This window comes from Paenibacillus sp. RS8 (assembly GCF_041956825.1).
In the GTDB taxonomy this organism is placed as follows: Bacteria; Bacillota; Bacilli; order Paenibacillales; family Paenibacillaceae; genus Paenibacillus_AQ.
The window spans coordinates 6475661-6494618 of record NZ_CP168131.1 but is presented as its reverse complement, the minus strand read 5'-3'; the positions used below and the strand labels follow the sequence as shown (position 1 = coordinate 6494618).

The 18958-nt window shown below is 44.1% G+C and carries 16 protein-coding genes; 12 read left to right on the top strand and 4 right to left on the bottom strand.

What is annotated here, in order from left to right:
- Nucleotides 1-24: 24 nt before the first annotated feature.
- The 3 genes from ACDZ28_RS30555 to ACDZ28_RS30545 form a co-directional block, all read right to left on the bottom strand.
- A protein-coding gene (locus ACDZ28_RS30555) for an IS3 family transposase (protein ID WP_339287325.1) occupies nucleotides 25-1169 on the bottom strand; the annotation gives its coding sequence in 2 pieces (ribosomal slippage) (nucleotides 25-881 and nucleotides 881-1169; 1146 coding nt in all).
- A 164-nt stretch (nucleotides 1170-1333) separates the two neighbouring features.
- Nucleotides 1334-2320, bottom strand: a complete 987-nt coding sequence (msrA, locus tag ACDZ28_RS30550; protein WP_042129923.1) for a peptide-methionine (S)-S-oxide reductase MsrA — start codon at nucleotides 2318-2320, stop codon at nucleotides 1334-1336.
- Nucleotides 2321-2419: 99 nt separating this feature from the next.
- Nucleotides 2420-3040: a TVP38/TMEM64 family protein gene (locus ACDZ28_RS30545; protein WP_375103533.1), complete on the bottom strand. Its 621-nt coding sequence runs from the start codon at nucleotides 3038-3040 to the stop codon at nucleotides 2420-2422.
- A gap of 165 nt (nucleotides 3041-3205) precedes the next feature.
- Here ACDZ28_RS30545 and ACDZ28_RS30540 point away from each other — a divergent pair, with 165 nt between their 5' ends.
- The 9 genes from ACDZ28_RS30540 (at nucleotide 3206) to ACDZ28_RS30500 (ending at nucleotide 11866) form a co-directional block, all read left to right on the top strand.
- On the top strand, nucleotides 3206-4141 hold the full coding sequence (locus tag ACDZ28_RS30540; RefSeq protein WP_375103532.1) for a Gfo/Idh/MocA family protein: 936 nt from the start codon (nucleotides 3206-3208) through the stop codon (nucleotides 4139-4141).
- Between the two features lie 25 nt (nucleotides 4142-4166).
- On the top strand, nucleotides 4167-4490 hold the full coding sequence (locus ACDZ28_RS30535) for a hypothetical protein (protein ID WP_042129919.1): 324 nt from the start codon (nucleotides 4167-4169) through the stop codon (nucleotides 4488-4490).
- Between the two features lie 124 nt (nucleotides 4491-4614).
- Complete coding sequence (locus tag ACDZ28_RS30530; protein WP_042129916.1) at nucleotides 4615-4932, top strand: helix-turn-helix domain-containing protein; 318 nt, start codon at nucleotides 4615-4617, stop codon at nucleotides 4930-4932.
- A 250-nt stretch (nucleotides 4933-5182) separates the two neighbouring features.
- On the top strand, nucleotides 5183-5914 hold the full coding sequence (locus tag ACDZ28_RS30525) for a hypothetical protein (RefSeq protein WP_375103531.1): 732 nt from the start codon (nucleotides 5183-5185) through the stop codon (nucleotides 5912-5914).
- A 201-nt stretch (nucleotides 5915-6115) separates the two neighbouring features.
- A complete protein-coding gene (ric, locus tag ACDZ28_RS30520; protein ID WP_375103530.1) occupies nucleotides 6116-6865 on the top strand; it encodes an iron-sulfur cluster repair di-iron protein in 750 nt (249 codons plus the stop codon).
- A 450-nt stretch (nucleotides 6866-7315) separates the two neighbouring features.
- Nucleotides 7316-8026, top strand: coding sequence for a hypothetical protein (locus ACDZ28_RS30515; protein ID WP_375103529.1), 711 nt, complete (start codon nucleotides 7316-7318; stop codon nucleotides 8024-8026).
- 217 nt (nucleotides 8027-8243) lie between these two features.
- A complete protein-coding gene (gene nirB / locus ACDZ28_RS30510) occupies nucleotides 8244-10667 on the top strand; it encodes a nitrite reductase large subunit NirB (RefSeq protein ID WP_375103528.1) in 2424 nt (807 codons plus the stop codon).
- A 34-nt stretch (nucleotides 10668-10701) separates the two neighbouring features.
- Nucleotides 10702-11022 carry a nitrite reductase small subunit NirD gene (nirD, locus tag ACDZ28_RS30505; protein WP_375103527.1) on the top strand — a complete coding sequence of 107 codons (321 nt, stop codon included), beginning with the start codon at nucleotides 10702-10704 and terminating at the stop codon, nucleotides 11020-11022.
- Between the two features lie 52 nt (nucleotides 11023-11074).
- On the top strand, nucleotides 11075-11866 hold the full coding sequence (locus tag ACDZ28_RS30500) for a formate/nitrite transporter family protein (RefSeq protein ID WP_375103526.1): 792 nt from the start codon (nucleotides 11075-11077) through the stop codon (nucleotides 11864-11866).
- A gap of 273 nt (nucleotides 11867-12139) precedes the next feature.
- On the opposite strand, the gene ACDZ28_RS30495 is transcribed toward ACDZ28_RS30500, so the two are convergent.
- Nucleotides 12140-12865 carry a Crp/Fnr family transcriptional regulator gene (locus ACDZ28_RS30495; protein WP_042129903.1) on the bottom strand — a complete coding sequence of 242 codons (726 nt, stop codon included), beginning with the start codon at nucleotides 12863-12865 and terminating at the stop codon, nucleotides 12140-12142.
- Nucleotides 12866-13285: 420 nt separating this feature from the next.
- Here ACDZ28_RS30495 and ACDZ28_RS30490 point away from each other — a divergent pair, with 420 nt between their 5' ends.
- The 3 genes from ACDZ28_RS30490 to pgmB are packed head-to-tail and all read left to right on the top strand — an operon-like array spanning nucleotide 13286 to nucleotide 18542.
- Nucleotides 13286-15592: a glycoside hydrolase family 65 protein gene (locus ACDZ28_RS30490; protein WP_375103525.1), complete on the top strand. Its 2307-nt coding sequence runs from the start codon at nucleotides 13286-13288 to the stop codon at nucleotides 15590-15592.
- The gene (locus ACDZ28_RS30485; protein ID WP_042129899.1) at nucleotides 15589-17871 is read left to right on the top strand and encodes a glycosyl hydrolase family 65 protein; all 2283 of its coding nucleotides are present in this window, start codon (nucleotides 15589-15591) and stop codon (nucleotides 17869-17871) included. Before ACDZ28_RS30490 ends, ACDZ28_RS30485 begins: the two co-directional genes overlap by 4 nt.
- A gap of 32 nt (nucleotides 17872-17903) precedes the next feature.
- Nucleotides 17904-18542, top strand: coding sequence for a beta-phosphoglucomutase (gene pgmB, locus ACDZ28_RS30480; RefSeq protein ID WP_375103524.1), 639 nt, complete (start codon nucleotides 17904-17906; stop codon nucleotides 18540-18542).
- Nucleotides 18543-18958: the final 416 nt, after the last annotated feature.

Below are 18958 nucleotides of genomic sequence, written 5' to 3'. Positions count from 1 at the left end.
CAGGGATCAAAACACCTTACAAGTTTAAGTAGCCAGTCGCCGGAAATCCATCGGTGACTGGTTATTTAGTTTCGCTTGAATTCGAAATGAGTTATAGTAAATGATGTAGTCTCGAATGGTCTCTACAACGATTGCAGTCGTTGTAGATGTGAGATCTTCGAGGTAGAACGTTTCAGACTTTAGGGTGGAATGAAACGATTCAATGGGGGCATTATCAGCGGGCGTTCCTTTACGGGACATGCTCATGGTAATGCCTTTTCCTTTTACAGCTTCCTGGTACGCAAAGGACGTATACACGCTGCCCTGGTCGCTATGCAGCAACATCTTTTCCTGCTTTGGAAGTTGATTTAACGTATCCAACACCAAAGAGGTATCTTGTTTATCTGCTATACTGTAAGCCACAATCTCACCATTGTACAAGTCTAGAATGCTGGAGAAGTACAACATCTTCCCGCCAAATGGCAAATAGGTAATGTCCGTGACGAGTTTTTGCAGAGGTGCTTCTGCATGAAACTGTCGCTTGAGCAGATTTTCAAAGGAGTGTACAGATTGCCCAGTCACCTTTCGTTTTTTCATCCTCACGCGGCACTGAAGCCCCTCACACTGCATGATCCGCTGGACTCGCTTGTGATTTATACTCTGCTCTATCCGAAGGAGCGCCGTGATTTTCCGGTACCCGTAGCGGAATTTATGACGGATGCAAAGCTCCCGGATTTTCTCCACCACTTTGTCTGTATGCTTTGTCCCCACAGCTGCTTTCCAGCGGTAGTAAGTCGTTCTTGCGATTCCGAGCCATCTACAAGCCTCAGACACCGTCACTTCGTTTCGAATGGATTCGATCCAGGCAATAACGGCCTCTGGTTCCACCTCCTCTCCAACTCCTCGTACTTTTTTAGCAGTTCTAATTGTTGTTTTAAGAATCGGTTCTCTGCCTTTACTCTTTCGAGCTCCGAAGAGTCCTCCGGACCTTTTCCATAGCTGTACTGTTTACCCACCGGCTGCTGCAAACGATGCCGTTCACCATTTCGATTCCATCTCATCCATGTCTTTAGCTGTGTCTTATTCCGTATTCCGAGCTGCTCCATAACCTCTTTCACAGGTACGCCTGCTAATCTCATTTCTATAGCTTTCATCTTTATTTCCACGGGATAACTTACTCTGGTTGCCAATGCAAAAACACCTCCAAGATGATCTCCTTATCTTACGACAAGGTTCCATTCTTTTGAAGGTGTTTTGATTTGTCTCACGTTATGGGGTCAGTCCCGTATTACATGGATTGAGGGCTTTTCTAATAAAAGGACGATATTTTTTCTTTTGTGCAGAAGATTGAAAATTAGGCAGACTGGAAGAGCACGCGATACTCTCCATAACCTTCTTTCTCTAGATCCTCTTTAGGTACAAATCGCAATGCTGCTGAATTTATACAGTAGCGTAGCCCGTTTTCTCCGGGACCATCGTCGAAGACATGACCTAGGTGAGAGTCTGCTACTTTGCTGCGTACTTCTGTGCGAACCATCAAATGACTGAGGTCTGTCTTTTCCTTCACAGCGTAGTCCCTGATCGGACGGGTAAAACTTGGCCAGCCGCAACCGGAATCGTATTTATCCTGCGAGCTGAATAACGGCTCACCAGATACGATATCTACATAAATGCCATCACCATGGTGATCCCAGAAATCATTCCGAAAAGGTGATTCTGTTGCACTATTCTGAGTGACTTCATATTGAAGTGGTGTTAGACGTTCTTTCAAGCTTTGTTTGTCCTCTTTATGTGTCCAGTGAGTTTCGATAAAATCTTCTCGGCCGGAACCTTTACGGTAACGTTTGTAGTGGCCTGGATTCTTACGATGATAACCCTGATGATATTCTTCGGCAGGATAGAAGGTGGTTGCCGGGAGAATCGGGGTTACGATCGGACTAGAGAACCGACCGCTTGCTTGCAGAGCTGCCTTGGAAGCTTCTGCTTGTTGTTTTTGTTCCTCCGAATAGGTAAAGATCGCTGTTCCGTAAGAAGTCCCGCGATCATGGAATTGTCCACCTGCGTCGGTAGGGTCAATTTGCTGCCAGAACAGCTCAAGTAACTTGCTATAAGGGAAAATATCTGGATTGAACGTAATTTGTACAGCTTCAACATGTCCTGTCGTTTCCGAACAAACCTCTTCATAGGTCGGGTTTACAGTATGACCGCCGGTATAGCCAGAGACGACACTAATGATACCTGGCAATTCTTCGAACGGCGAGACCATGCACCAGAAGCATCCGCCTGCAAAGGTTGCTTTTTCTGTCTTGGTATTTATATGGTTAGTCTGATGTTCACTCATTGATATCCCTCCATTTCACATAATGCAATTAAATAGATCACAATTTAATTATAAAGCAAATACTAACTGCCTGCCAGTTTGCGAGCAAATAGTTCTTCACTAACGATGATTCTTCACTTCTTGAGAGCGGGGACGCAAACTCAGTCCAGCAATAATCAGTACTGCGGCATACACAATGATGGCTGTAATTGCACTTCCGGGATTCTGCAACAGATGATCTCCGAGAAAGGCGTATAAGGCAATCCCCGGTATTTTTCCTATGCCAGAAGCTGCAATATAGCTCCAAAAAGGCAGACCAGCGGCTCCGGCGTAGATGTTGACCGCTGTTTGGGGAATGATCGGCACGAGACGAGCAAGGACAATTGAAGCGAAAGGCCGTCGTTCTATGCCGGCTGTGAACTTTTCGAGCGCGGGTATGGAGGCTAAGTAAGCTCTTGCCTGGCTTTGAAATAAGTATTTTACTACGCCAAAAAGGATTGCCGCAGCAAGATTTGTAGCCAGCCAGCAGATTATAGCACCCGCTAAACTCCCGTAAGCATAACCGAAGAACCCGATGACAGCTTTGTAAGGTACAACTGGAAACAAAGCCAGTAAAGTTGCAATCCCTATGGAACTGAAAAGATTATGATCCTCTTTCATCCAGCTTAGGATGTCATATCTGTAGATAAACGCAAGGGTTGTGGCCGAAACATAAAGAATAATCGAGAACCATTTCTTCATAGATAATATGCCCCTTCTTCCACTCATTCATCTCATCATAAGGGAAAAGAAGTGAATATTGAAGTAAAGATCAATTGTCAGAGAATGAGAAGCAGGTATAATAGCATTTGTAGAGAACAAAGAGAGAATGAACGAGTTATTGAAGTATTGAGAGGGGGAAGATCAATGATTGCATCTGAACGTAAAAGAGTCGCCATAATAGGAATCGGCAATATCGCCCGCAAAGTATATTTGCCATTGCTCTCTCAGCATGAACATGCGGAGGTAGTTGGTGTTCTTAGTCATTCACCGACAACGGTGGATCAGGCCGTTCAAACTTACCGTTTTCCTAAAGGTACGACGAATCTGGATGAGCTGTTTTCTTGGGATCTGGATGCAGTATTTGTACATAGCCCAACGACTACACATTATGATATAGTAACAAAATGTCTCGAACATGGGATTTCGGTATATGTAGATAAGCCGCTGTCTTATGATTTTGAAGAGTCCAGAAGGATGGCGGAGTTAGCACAAGATAAAGGGCTTTTGCTAGGAGTGGGCTTTAATCGCCGTTTTGCCCCTATGTATGTTACCGCTAAGCAATGGCTTGAGGAAGTCGGTGGGATTAGCCATTGTAGTGCGATAAAACATCGAACGAAGCTACAGACGGGTACCAGCCGCGAAACTGTGCATGATGATTTGATCCATATGCTTGATTTGCTGTTGTGGTTGTGTGGAGATCATTATGAACGGCTTCGTAATCATCTTCAATCTAATGAAGCAGGTCGTCTTCTACAGGCATCTGGAATGCTCAGCTGGAAACATGGCGCAGTAGGGATGTACAGTATGATTCGTGAAGCTGGCGTGGATGTGGAGAAGCTTGAGCTACATGGATATGGCAGATCAGTGGAAGTGGTGGATCTGGACAAGGCTGTTCTTTATAAAAAGGATGCCAAGCCGCAAATTCAAAGCTTTGGAAGCTGGGATACTGTGCTGGATAGAAGAGGTTTTAGTGGAGTGGTGAACGATTTTCTTAGCAATATAAATACACCGGAGCAATGCAGCATTGCTGCTTCAGCGGTACTGCCTAGTCATATGCTGGCGGCACAGCTTGCTGAATGAGGTCTCCGAGAAAGGAGAAGAATATATGGAGGATAACCGTAAATTAGTGGAGGAACAGATCATCGAAAGCTATAAGCGCGAAGAAGAGATGATGATTCTTGTCTTTGCTCAGTGGTGCGTCAATCAAGGACTCGATCCACATGCGCTTTATTTGCAGGCCTATCCGCAGCAAGAAGGGAATGAAGCTTTGCGCCATGCGCTTTCCCTCACGGTTTCTGCGGAGGAAGCAGGGGACATTTCTGATGATACAGTTCTGGGTGTGCTTTCGTTATTTGGAAATGACGACTTGGCACAAATCGTAACCGAAGCGATTGCCGGGCGGGGATCTAAAGGACCTGTGGGGGATTGACATTGGGGATATAATAATAGAGTCAGATGAACTTTTTTTGGTAAACGATGTTCATCAAGGTTAAAATGTGTTAATATTATATATACTAACTAATAGTAAGTTTCGCTAGTGAGAGGTGAGAACAATGGAAGAACATCAATTTGCGATGTGTCCCAGATTTGAAACAGCCTTCTCTTTCTTAGGCAAACGTTGGAATGGACTTATTATTCAGACATTGATGAGTGGACCGAAGCGGTTTAAAGATATCTCCGGCCTCATTCCTTCAATGAGCGATAAGATGCTGTCCGAGCGGATGAAGGATTTGGAAGGTGAGGGTATCCTGGTTAGGCATGTATACCCAGAGACACCCGTACGTATTGAGTATGAATTAACAGATAAAGGCCGTGCATTGCAGCCTGTTATGCAGCAAATTCAGTCTTGGGCTGAGAGCTGGGTAGACTAAAATTCACAGTAATGTTGTGGCCCTTTTTCCGAAATGGTGGAAAAAGGGCTTTTCAATTTCTAAATATTAGACAGTGACAGTTTTGTTCCAATCCTTTATGCTTGAAAAAAACTTGCACAGTTTAAAAATAATTGTAATATAATAGAAAAACATTGTATGATCCTTGAATGCAAGCGCTCGCGTATTGGTTTTTGCTCAAAACTACTCAGCTGGAGTACAGGCATAGCAAAACTATTAGGAGGCGAGGGAGATGAAGACGAAGACGACCCTGTTTTCCCGGGAAATAACGTATGGAAAAAAGGATGTTGCTGAGCTAGAGAATGCTTCTATCAAAGTACAGCTCATCTATGACAAGACGTTGTTCATGCTGCATAGCCATCTTCCTGATTCCTTATGGGATGCGTGGATTGGCGTGCCTTACAGCATTATCTCTTCACTCTACAAAGGGAACAATGATAGCGGAACTATTTTTCAAAAATGGATTCAGAGTCCTACCGGCTGGAAATGTATTGGCTGTGAACGGCACTGTCTGGAGTCGACGGAACCTCTCGAAGAGGAAAATGCGATGAATCATGAGCGACAATATAAGTTTCATAACGGCATTCGCCAGAGCATGGTGCTGCAAGCAGTAATTTGGTCCATGTACGAGAACACCGTATTATTCAAGCCCTTTTTAGGCGATGAGCCCTTTTTTGACGATGATGATTTGCATACGATATCCTCTTATTTCGTTCCAACGTATCTTAATGAGTTTCACCTTATTGAGCGGTCTAAGCCATGTAAAGAATACAAAGATCAGAATATCCGAGTCTTTCAGGAATGGATTTCCGCGCCTGATCTTGTCCTTAAATGGAATGGGGGTTTGACGGAAGGCAGATGGATGACCGGTGTCTATATGGATCACTTGCGTTTTGCCGGGTTGGGACCTTATTTGAAGGATTCAAAGGGACAGCGGACGTATATGCAGGCTTATGTGCAATAAAGAGAGTTGAACAAGCACCTTTGTAGGTAAAGGTGCTTTTTTTGCGTTTATTTTGCATGTGCATTAATCTCCAATTTCGTTCAAAAATAAGATACAATTTCCGTGCGTACAATCACAAGTCAAAGTTCCTTTCAGGGTTAAGGTGAAGAAGTGGATAAGATTTATTCAAAACCTAATCCCATAACCCAAGGAGGAGCTATAATGGAAACTAAACAACTTAATGATAGTATTTCGGATTCGAAGCAAGCACAATCGGTACAAGCTGGGTTTACCCCAGATGCACTAGTTAGAGATATTGTATTGCAGTTCCCTAAATCGGCAGATTATTTCAAGGCAAAACGGATTGATTTCTGTTGCGGTGGAGCTAAACCTCTTGCTGAAGCAGCGGCTGAACGTGGTCTGGATCAAGAGCTAATCATCAGTGATCTTAACAAGCTGTTCGAAGAGTATCCAGTACCCGGAGAGGAAATCGCTTGGAATACTGCACCTTCTGAAGAGTTAATTGACCATATCATAAACAAACATCACCGTTATCTCCGTGAAGAGCTACCCCTCATTAGCCAAAATGTAACTAAGGTGTATCGAGTGCATGGTGGCGATTCTCCTCATCTGGCTGAGTTATATGACTTGTTTAACACACTAAAGGAAGAACTGCTTACGCATACGGCTAAAGAAGAAGAAGATGAGTTTCCTAAGCTGTTGACGTACGATGCTAATCCTACTGAAGAAGGCTTGACAGCACTCCGCGAGTCATTGTCTGAGCTGGAGTATGAGCATGATGGTGCGGGCGATATTTTGAGAAAAATACGTAGTGTTACAGATGATTTCACTCCACCGGCGCATGCTTGTACGACCTATCGATTGACATATGCTCGGCTGGAAGAGCTGGAGAGTATGACTTTTGAACATGTACATCTGGAGAATAATATATTGTTCCCTAGATACCAGTGAAGACGAATAGAGCTCTAAAGAGTCCCTTAGGGGGCTTTTTTTATTAGGAAATTATACAATGCAAAGCAATGAGGATACCTCCGTTGAAAAAGGTAGATGAAATGATCCTGAAAAATATGGTTAAGATTAATTGATGGCAGGTTGGCCAGTTGTGGAAGGATGCTTAAACGCGGAGAACGAAATGTCGCCGAATGAGCAAAAGAAGGGAAGCCTGCAAGTGTGCGGTTTTTGTTCTAGGGATGTAATAATTATGTATTGCGTATAAAAATAATCTATATAGAGGAATTCTATGTTTATATGATTTTCGAGAAGAACTCTATTCTAGGGAATCTAGAATTTTTACTTATTTGAGAACAAGGCTTGTTTAAGTTATTCTTAAATAGATAGTATACATAACTTTACAAGCCTGAGACGCTATAGGGTCATTAGGCGGGATAAGGCGGTGCCAGGATGCCCACGCGAAATTTGTGGAAGTTGATGCTAGGCTTAATCATCGTATTCATAATAAATGGATGCTCCACTCAGACTGATGCTAATAGTAATGATAATAATGGTGCAGCAAGATCTGAGGGGCCGATGATATCGGTTAAGATTGGTGATCAAGAACTGCTTACCAAACCATCGGACAGGTCACTCAGTGGGAGCTACAGAAATGGAATATCAATAATGGAGTTACTGAAAGGTAGTAATATTGCCACATTTGCTGAGGATAACTCAAGTATTCTTTCGGTAAAGGATTTTTCACTAGAGTCGGGAATGGTTTGGGAGCTTCAGATGGACGGTCAAATCATTGGGAAAGCGGATTGGAATAACGTTGTAGGATATGATTCACAGCTAGTCTTCACAGCGAAATCTAAGGACCATCAAGAACCACTTCAAACTGTAATGCTGACTTTGAACGGCGGAAGTGTAGAAGTAGATTTGCAGCATTCATATATTATGTTATTTAAAGAGGATTTAACTGTAAGAGAATTGCTAAAGAGCTGCGGTATGGTGCAGATGGATGATGGTAGTAGAAGCGTGCTTTCTGTCAATGATTATACCCCGCTAAGTAATGAAGTCTGGAAACTGAAGGTGAACGGAAAGCTACTGCTCGATAATGGGATGGATATGAAGCTTATGCCTCATGATGTCTTAGAGATTCTATTAACTTTACGTTAAAAATAGTACATCAAAGCCAGATTAACGGTTCTTCAGAATCGTTGGTCTGGCTTTTTATGTTTGAAAATACCTAACAATCATTAGCGAACTAAAGTGTGAAAACATTCACAATTAAAGTGACCGCAATCACAATGACGACTTGAATTTGAACCGTATAATTCCAATATGTAGAAGAGAAATTGAGCATGTACTCATAAGCTTGAGGAGGCACCTAACCATGACAGCAAAGAGAGAAAAATTAGTGTTAGTAGGCAACGGTATGGCGGGCATAGGTACGATAGAGCAGATTTTGAAGCTGGGTGGAGCTTATGACATCACGGTCTTTGGAAATGAACCACATCCCAATTACAATCGGATCATGTTGTCTTATGTTCTTGAAGGTAGCAAAACCCTTAATGATATCATCCTAAACGACTGGAATTGGTATGAAGACAATAATATTACCCTGCACACGGGTACTACAGTGACACGAATTGATGAAGAGTCCAAACAAGTTGTTGCAGATAACGGGTTGTCAGTGCCTTACGACAAAGTAATTATTGCGACAGGCTCGAATTCTTTTATTTTACCTGTGCCTGGCAGTGATAAAGAGGGCGTGGTTGGGTTTCGTGATATTTCCGACTGTGATGCGATGCTTGCAGCGGCTAAACAATATAGAAAAGCGGCTGTAATCGGCGGGGGATTGCTTGGGCTGGAAGCAGCAAAAGGTCTTGTGAACCTAGGTATGGACGTTACTGTAGTTCATTTAATGGAAGACCTGATGGAGCGCCAGCTTGATCGGAATGCCTCCTCGATGCTGCAAGCTGAGCTAGAGCGTCAAGGTGTGAAATTTGCTATGGGCAAACAAACGGTAGAATTGACCGGGGAACAGAGAGTAAGTGGATTGCGGTTCAGTGATGACAGTACGCTTGCTGCAGATTTTGTGGTAATGGCCGTCGGAATTAAACCGAATGTAACGTTGGCAAAAGAAAGCGGAATCTCCGTAAATCGTGGGATCGTAGTGGATGATTATCTGCAAACCTCCATGCAGAACGTATATTCCATCGGCGAATGTGCCGAGCATCGTGGAGTGTGTTACGGACTGGTGGCCCCGCTATTTGAGCAAGGCATGGTTCTAGCTAAACATTTATGTGGTAGTGAAACGAAGCCTTATGAAGGTTCCATTGTTTCCACGAAGCTTAAAATATCTGGGGTGGATGTATTTTCTGCAGGTGAGTTTTTGGATTCTCCTGAACACACGGTGATCTCAAGCAAAGATGAATGGAAGAGAACCTATAAGAAAATTTTGCTCAAAAATAATGTAATTGTCGGTGCGGTCTTGTTCGGTGATGTGACGGAGTCCGCGAATCTGCAAAAGTTAGTAAAACAAGGCGCGGTAATGACCGATGAAATTTATACAGAGGTCATGGGAACGGGATGCTGCGGTGGGGGAGCTAAGAAGGGTGCTTCCGTAGAGACGATGGCGGACGAAGAAATTGTCTGCGGTTGTAACGGTGTAACTAAAAAAGCGATCGTAGATGCCGTCACCGAACATGGTTTTACTACTGTGGATGAGATTAAAGCTTGCACTGGCGCTACTCGCTCTTGTGGGGGTTGCAAACCCGTAGTAGAACAAATCCTGCAATTTGTCTTGGGTGACAGTTTCCAGCAAGCTGCCAAGCAAGGTATTTGTGGCTGTACAACGCTTAGCCGTGATGAGATTGTTGCTGAAATCACAGCTAAAGGTCTTAAAACAACAAAAGAGGTCATGAATGTACTCGGTTGGAAACAAGAGGAAGGCTGCTCCAAGTGTCGTCCGGCGATTAACTATTATCTAGGGATGATCAACCCTGATACTCATCAAGATGAGAAAGAATCCCGATTTGTAAATGAAAGAATGGGTGCCAATATTCAAAAGGATGGAACCTACACTGTAATACCACGCATGTACGGCGGGGTAACAACACCAGAGGATCTGAAGAAAATCGCCGATGTCTCGCTTAAATATGATGTGAAAGTTGTGAAGGTGACTGGCGGGCAACGCCTGGATCTGATCGGTGTGAAAAAAGAGGATTTACCTAAGGTATGGGAAGAGCTGGATATGCCTTCAGGTTACGGTTATGCCAAATCTCTTCGTACGGTTAAGACTTGTGTGGGCTCGCAGTTCTGCCGTTTTGGCACACAAGATTCGATGGGAATGGGCGCTCTTATGGAGCGTAAGTATGAGCGTCTTGATTTTCCGGCGAAGTTTAAAATGGCTGTTAACGGTTGTCCTCGTAATTGTGCAGAATCCTGCACGAAGGATATCGGTATCGTCGGTAATGATGGCGGTTGGGAAGTATTTATCGGTGGTAACGGCGGTATTAAACCGCGAATAGCGGACGCCTTCTGCAAGGTGAAGACCGATGAAGAGTTAATTGAAGTGTGCTCGGCTGTGATGCAATACTACCGTGAAACCGGAAATTATTTGGAGAGAACCTCCGAGTGGGTTGAGCGTATGGGGCTAGAACAGATTCAAACGGTCATTCTCAACAATGAAGAGAATCGAAAAGAGCTTGCGGCGCGGATTGATTTTGCCTTAACTCAGGTCACAGATCCTTGGAAAAAAATACTGAATGATAACAGCACACGTGCTGCACTTTTTGAAGAAACAAGACTTTAACGGATAGATTACACAAACAGAAGGGAGAAAAACAATGAAAATGGCAACACAGACATATACGATAGGAAATGTAAAGGATTTCCTGTTACAGATCGGCCGGGTAGTTGTGGCTGGAAATGTGGAGCTGGCTGTATTTCGTACCTCTGACGGAGCGATCTATGCGCTGGAGAATCGGAGCCCTCATCCCAAAGGGGGTCCGCTTGCTGAAGGGATCGTTTCGGGACACTTTCTTTATGATCCACTGTATGATTGGAAAATAGATCTCCGCACGGGTGAAGTACAAGCACCGGATCAAGGTAGTGTTGTGACTTATCCTGTCTCCCTTAGTGGAGACATTGTGACAGTGAGCTTGTAGACACCGAAGGTTGTAGTAAAGGATTAAATAGAAAACGGTGGGGTGGAGTATTATGTTTACACAAAGTGTGGAGAACATTGTCGAGGCGGCAGTCAGCAAGCGAGACCAAATGAATGAAAGTTTACCAAGATATTTTCTAGCAGCCCTCTTGGCCGGGGCATATGTAGGCATTGGGATTATTCTTATTTTCTCGCTGGGAGCGCCTCTAGCGGCTGCCAAATCACCTTTCCAACCTCTCATTATGGGTGCATCCTTCGGTATTGCCTTGACTCTTGTTGTGTTTGCAGGCTCAGAGCTGTTTACCGGAAATAATATGTTCTTTACGGTTAGTACACTTGCTGGCAGAACAAGTATTTGGGATACCATCAAGAACTGGGTGCTTGTGTTTGTAGGGAATGTGGCAGGGGCAGTGATTTTAGCACTATTAATTCGAGGAACTGGACTATTCAATGCTGCGCCCCCAGAGCATCTGATCTTCGCAGCTGCAGCTAAGAAAATGAGCCTTCCGTTTTCGGAGCTCTTTTTCCGCGGGATTCTCTGTAACTGGCTGGTCTGTCTAGCGCTATGGATGGCTTCACGCGCTAAAAGTGAAACAGCCAAACTGGTTCTGATCTGGTGGTGCTTGTTCGCCTTTATTGCGAGTGGTTATGAACACAGCGTGGCTAATATGACCCTACTAAGCGTTGCGGTGTTGCTCCCGAATCACCCAGACACCGTTACGATTGCCGGATGGATACACAATATGATACCCGTTACACTAGGAAATATAATTGGCGGTGGCGTATTTGTTGGTATGGCCTATTGGATGATTTCTCCCGTGCGAAGTACTCAGAACAAACGTTAAGAGAATATTTATGGTTATAGGGCTGAACCCAATTTCGGGTCCAGCTCTTTTTCTAAATATAAGAAAGTATAAGTTTCACGCTATAAATTATCCTTATATTTCTCGCATAAACGCTTACCGTCCATTAGGGACGCCGAAGGCGTTTTTGCTTGTCTTGTGGTATAAAAAAAGACGCCTATGTTAGGCGTCTTGGACCACTCTATTTTATAATGTGCAGAATAATTGGGTCATATAAGTTTCATTGAGGTGAATAGAGGGTATATGATAATGGAATTAAATTCGGCAGATCTCGTTTGGACACATTTCGCAGTGGCAAATTTCCTGCAGCATACCAAGATCCTTGATGACAATCATGCCGTTTTCGTACTCAACCGCATCCTTTTTACGCAAGTCACTCAGCATCCGGTTTACACTCTCACGAGTGGCGCCGATCATGTTGGACAGATCTGTATGCGTAATTTTTTTGTTGATGAGGATGTTCTCACCATCGCTGCTCTTCTCACCATAGGTGTTGCCAAGTCTAATGAGTGTGGAGCACAATGCGCCTGGTTTGCCATACATCATCAAATCACGGAATTTCGTTTGAGTTAGACGGTGATGAATGCCCATCCATTTCATAAAGTCGATGGCAAAATCACAATGTTGGCAAATGAGAATTTCTAAATCCTTTTGTTCGATAACGCCAACTTCACTTTCTTCAATCACTTCTGCAGTAAAGCTGTGCTTGGTGCTGAAGAATGGGTCCGCTTGACCTACCATATCGCCAGCTTGGTACATATAAAGAATAAGTTCTTTACCTTCATCCGTTGATTTAGTTAATTTCACACGTCCACGTTTGATATAAAACAATTTATCCGAGTAGTCGCCTTCCCAGAAAAGATGTGAACCCTCTGGAACAACGCGCTCTTTCATAGTAACAAGAAGTCTGTTGAAATTCTGTTCGGAGAAACAGTTTGTATTTCCGTGGGCTTCGATGACATTGTAATGTTCTTTTAGCATAATCGACATCCCCTTTATTCCCTCAGTTTTTCAGTAAATTTTAAATTAATTATACCTCTTTAATCTTCAATTTGGGTAAGAAAAACCATTTAAAAGTGTCGAATTTTCAACATTGTGATTATTTTCACTTCAAAAGTGCTAGATGTAATATGATTTTTAACTAAAAAGGAGTAAGAAGTATATGTTCTTTATATATCAGCAGTGGCAATCCATTATTCTCAAATAATGGGTCTGTCGCTGTTTTTTTGGCGTTCTTATTAGATTCTACATATTATACTGCAAAAATTCATGATATAGAAATCCGTTCGATTTCAACTCCGTATAAACGCACACATCTTCATTAAGGTCAGACATTGGCGCAACGGGTATGGAACGATATCCTGAGAATGGAGCAAAAACCAGGAGAAGGGGAAATCATACATGGCTAAAGTGGCTGACAAATATCTTAAGGTAGATCCTTGGGCAATTATTGAAGAGGGCTTTGATCCAGAACGAAATCGGACCTCGGAATCTATTTTTTCACTAGGAAATGAGTATATGGGTGTGCGGGGGTATGCTGAGGAAGGTTACTCTGGGGATTCCCTGCAAGGCAGTTATTTCAACGGGTTAAATGAACAATTGGACATTGGCAATCATTATAAAGGAATCATTCGCTCGCTGAGATACATGGTGAATGCGGTGGACTGGCTGTATACGCGGATCACTGTGAATGGTGAGCAGCTGGATCTGGCAAAAAGTAAAATATCGGATTATGTACGTAAACTTGATCTTCGTAGTGGAACCTACCGGCGGGAGCTGATCTGGCACCTAAATGATGGCAAAAGCTTAAAAGTTGTCTTTACACGCTTAGTCAGCATGACGATGTCTCATCTGGGGCTACAGCGGGTGGAATTTGAGCCACTTAATTTTTCGGGCAGCGTAGACATTTGTGCGGGTCTTGATTTCAGCATTATTCATGAGGAACGCGGCGAATGTATGTGGAGTAGTCTCCGCAGCGGAGAACAAGGAGCTACCACTGCTATTATGGCGAGAACAGTGAACACAGCTAACAAGCTATTCTCCAGCTTTACTTTACAATCTTCGCAGCCGCTTCAGCTTACCCGAACTGAACATGAAAAATTTATAGGGCAAAGCTTTACTTTGGAGCTTGCTCAAGGAGAATCGACTCATTTTACAAAGCTGGTTATCAACTATTCAGATAGTGAATCTGCACATTCAGCTGAAGAGCTGTGGAGCAAAGGGCTAGCTCTTGCTGAAAGTGCGAGTCAACTGAAAGACACTCAAATTTTCGCGGATCAGACAGCCTATTGGAATGGTATCTGGGAGACAAGTGATATTCGGATCGAGGGCGATCCTGAGAATCAGCAGGGCATTCGCTTTTGCATTTTCCAGCTTTATCAGACTTATCATGGTGATCATCCTGGGTTCAACATCGGCGCTAAAGGGCTGACGGGAGAAGTATATCGTGGGTTGGCTTTCTGGGATACAGAATCGTATTGCTTGCCTTTCTATATGTTCAATAATCCTAAGGCCGCCCGAAGCTTGCTGGACTTTAGATATAAGACGTTACCTCAGGCTATGCAACGTGCTAAAGATGTTGATTGCGAGGGAGCATGTTACCCTATTGCTACTATAGATGGAACAGAGAGCTGTGATCTTTGGCAGCATTCGAATCTTCAGCTTCATGTAGGGACTGCTATTTCCTATGGTATCTGGCATTATGTCAAAAATACTGGCGATAAAGAATTCCTGCACAGTAAAGGCGCTGAGATGCTGGTTCAGATTAGTAGATTCTACGCTACACGCGGTCAATGGGGTCAACAAAGCGGGAAATATGGATATTTTGGCGTAATGGGTCCTGATGAGTTCCAATTGATGGTGAATAATAACTGCTATATTAATCTGATGGCCCAAAAATCATTTGAATACACCCTGAATACCCTGCGGGAAATGAAAGAACAGGCACCAACGGCTTTTGCGACGGTTGTAGAAAAGACGGGGCTTCGTGACGAAGAGCTTACCGATTGGAAAAATAAAGCAGACCATATGAAAATTCCGGTTGACGAAGTAACAGGAGTATTTGAAGAACATGATGGATTCTTCGATATGCCGCATATTGATATTCATTCCATCCCTGTAACGGAGTTTCCGCTCTATTCGAACTGGTCATATGATCGTCTGTACCGTTATGACATGATTAAGCAACCGGATGTCCTTATGTTTATGTTCTTATATAATGGACAATTCTCTAAAGAAGCGAAGCTGGCCAACTATGAATATTACGAGTCTAGATGTATTCATGAATCTTCACTTTCACCTTCAATCCATTCCATACTGGCAAGCGAAATCGGTAAGCCGGAAGAAGCCTATTCGTTCTTTGAATTTGCGACAAGACTGGATTTAGACAATTACAACCGTAATACACGTGAAGGGCTTCACACAACTTCGATTGCAGCCGCTTGGATGAATATTGTATATGGCTTTGGTGGTATGCGTTCAGATGGAGAGCGGTTGTCCTTCCAACCTTCATTACCTGAACGCTGGAACGAGTATAGTTTCCAAGTGATGTACGAAGGGGTATTACTACGTATTTTGGTAAACAAAACTTCAGTAACGCTCACAGCAATTCATGGGGGTAGCACGGATATTATCGTGTACGGCCAGTCCATTACAGTGGATGCTTCCGGCACGACGCTTCCGCTAGGCGAAGGGATGTTGGCCCGATGAGCTGGGCGGTTAGGGATAGTCATTTCGACAAGCAACTGGTGACGACGAACGGGAACAAATATATGTTAGGCAATGGCTATATGGGATATCGCGGCACACTGGAGGAATTCGGTAAAACTGAGTTAGTTGCCGTAACTTTAGCCGGTCTATATGACAAAGCGGGAAATAAGTGGAGAGAACCTGTCAATGCTCCGAATGGATTATGGACCAAGGTTGTCTGTAACGGTCAGCCTTTAAGTGTGCTAGAGCTTGAACCGAGCTCTCATATGCAGGAGCTGAATATCCGCAGTGCGATTCATCATCGGAATACTGAGTATGATATATCTGACGGAGGAACGTTGACGTTCACAGCAGATCGTTTTGTAAGCCAGGACAATCTTCATCTGCTCGTTAGTAAATACTCTATCCATAGTACACAAGATTGCCAAATTGTGATTGAGACCGGGATTGACGTAGATGTATGGGATATCAATGGTCCCCACCTCTTTGGTCAAAAGGTACAGTCACAGGACGAGGTACTCGTCTATTCCTCTACGAGTGGAGAATTGAACATTCCGGTAGTTGTAGCGGAGAGAGCCGTATTTAATTTTGGAGATCAGCAACTGGATGAGGGCGCTAGTATTCGCCGGATTTCTTTTGAAGCGCGTGCGGGTGAGACCTATGAATGGTTTAAGTACGTTGCGGTATATACTGGACTTGATGTTAGTGCACCGGAGTCAGAAGCAGTGAAGTCTGTCCAAGCTGCTGAAACGCTCGGTTATGACGAGTTATTACAGGCTCATCGCCAGCAATGGGAAGAAAGATGGTCACTTAGCGATGTCATTATCGAAGGCGATGAGGATGCCCAGTTTGCTCTAAGATACAGTATTTATCAGCTGTTAATTATTGCACCTACGGTTTCGGAAAAGGTTTCTATCCCGGCTCGTGGTTTATCGGGTCAGGTTTATAAAGGAGCCGTATTCTGGGATACAGAGATGTTTATGCTGCCGTTCTTCCTGCATACGGATCCAAAGGTTGCTCGCAACCTGATGATGTACCGGATTCATACCTTGGACGGAGCTCGCCGGAAGGCCGCGGAATATGGTTTTTTGGGAGCATTCTATGCTTGGGAAAGTCAGGATACAGGAGACGATGCTTGTACACTGTTTAATGTGAATGATGTATTTACCGGTCGACCAATGCGGACTTATTTCCGCGATAAGCAGGTTCATATCAGTGGAGATGTTGTACATGGGATCTGGAAATACGTTCAATTTACAGGTGACGAGAGTCTGCTAACTAGCGGAGGGGCGGAAGTGATCTGGGAATGTGCCCGGTTCTTCTACTCTTATGCTTACTATAATTCAGTAAAAGAACGCTTCGAGATTCTAGATGTAACAGGTCCAGACGAATATCATGAGCGTGTGAACAATAATGCTTTTACGAATGCTCTGGTTAAGGAGACACTGGAGATTGCCTTGCGTACAGCAGAATTGCTGCAAGATAAGTATCCGGAAGTATACAGCCAACTGTCTACAGAGTTTAGTGAAGGTCCGTTTCTGACAGAGTTCAAAGCTATGCTGGATAGCTTCTATGTTCCGCAGCCAGACCCAGCCAGCCTTGTCATCGAACAATTCGACCGTTACTTCACCTTAGAGGATATCGAGCTGCCAGAATTGAAATCCCGTGTACTTAACAAAAATGAGTATTTGGGTGGCGGTAATGGATTAGCCACAACTACAACCATACTGAAGCAAGCGGATGTCGTATTGATGTTAAATCTATTCAAACATTCCTTCACCAAGGAAGTGAAACAAGCGAACTGGGAATTCTACGAACCGCGCACCGAGCATGGGTCAAGTCTTAGTCCTTGTATCTACGCTTTGGTAGCTGCCGATATTGGTTCTCCGGATTGGGGATATCCATATTTTATGCGCACAGCTACTGTAGATCTCACGGGAGAATCTAAGCAGTATGTAGGGGATCTCTATATTGGTGGTACCCACCCAGCCGCTAACGGCGGTGCTTGGATGGCTGCGGTACTTGGTTTTGCAGGGTTGGATTACGATGGCGGAACTGTCCATATCAAACCTTCACTGCCTAAACATTGGCAGTCTGTTGAGCTTCCGGTTACGCTTCGGGGAGATACCTTTAAACTGCGGATCAGCAAGGATGAAGTTACAGTTACCACAGCAGCCGACTACAGCGGGACTCTGGTGTTCTCGGTACAAGGGCGAGAAGGAAAGTCCTGTGGTGCAGGTGAGAGCTTGCGGCTAACCTTGGCCGAAACAACAGTATAGACATTAACTAACAACGGAGAGGAAGTAAATCCATGTTGCAAAATATGAAAGGAGCCATCTTTGATCTGGATGGCGTAATCGTAGACACAGCCAAATATCATTATTTGGCTTGGGCGAGTCTTGCTGACGAGCTAGGCTTTACATTTACTGAGGAGGATAACGAACGTCTTAAGGGCGTGAGCCGGATGAGATCGCTCGATATTCTTCTGGAGGTTGGCGGCCTACAATTTGAAGAAGCGGAGAAGCTTGCGATGGCGGAGAAGAAGAATCGCCTATATGTAGAGTACATCTCTAAGCTTGAGGAGTCGGAACTGCTTCCTGGGGTCAAAGAATACTTAACTGGACTGAGAACGCGCGGGATTGGAATTGCGTTAGGTTCAGCTAGTAAGAATGCAGAGTTTATTTTGAATAAGCTGAACATTACGGATCTGTTTGATGCTGTAGTTGATGGTAACAAAGTGTCACTTGCCAAGCCGGACCCGGAGGTGTTCTTGATCGCTGGTCAGGAGCTAGGCTTACAGCCGGACGAATGTGTCGTGTTTGAGGATGCGGAAGCGGGAGTTCAAGCAGGTAAGGCTGCAGGTATGAAGGCAGTGGGCATAGGTAAGCCGGAAGTGTTGAAGGAAGCTGATATGGTTGTAAAAGGATTGTATGAGTTGTTGACAGACTAAGGATAATTGAACAGGGGACCGACTCCCAAGTAGTTGACGCTACTGTGGGGTCGGTCTTTTTTTCTTTATTCTGAATTCCTGCACTCACGCTCTGAATTCAGCTGACAAGATCAGCTGCTCGAAAAAACCAACGTGCATCCAATGGCTCAACGTGATGATGCAGCTTGGAAAGCTATTATACTCAAAAGACTCAAGAAGTTCAGAATTTCGGTAGAAGCTCAGAGGGAGTATCGGGTCCCAAAGCCCCACGCAGTGGCCCCTGCGCGCCCTCACTTTTTCTGTTTTCGGTTTTTAAGAATCTCGGTGATGAAGTTGCGGAGTGGAGGTTTGGAGCTGGAGAAACGAAGTGGTCGCCTTTATCCTCGGATTTCTACCGCAAAGCGGTATAAAATCAGGAAATCTGAGGATAACAGCGA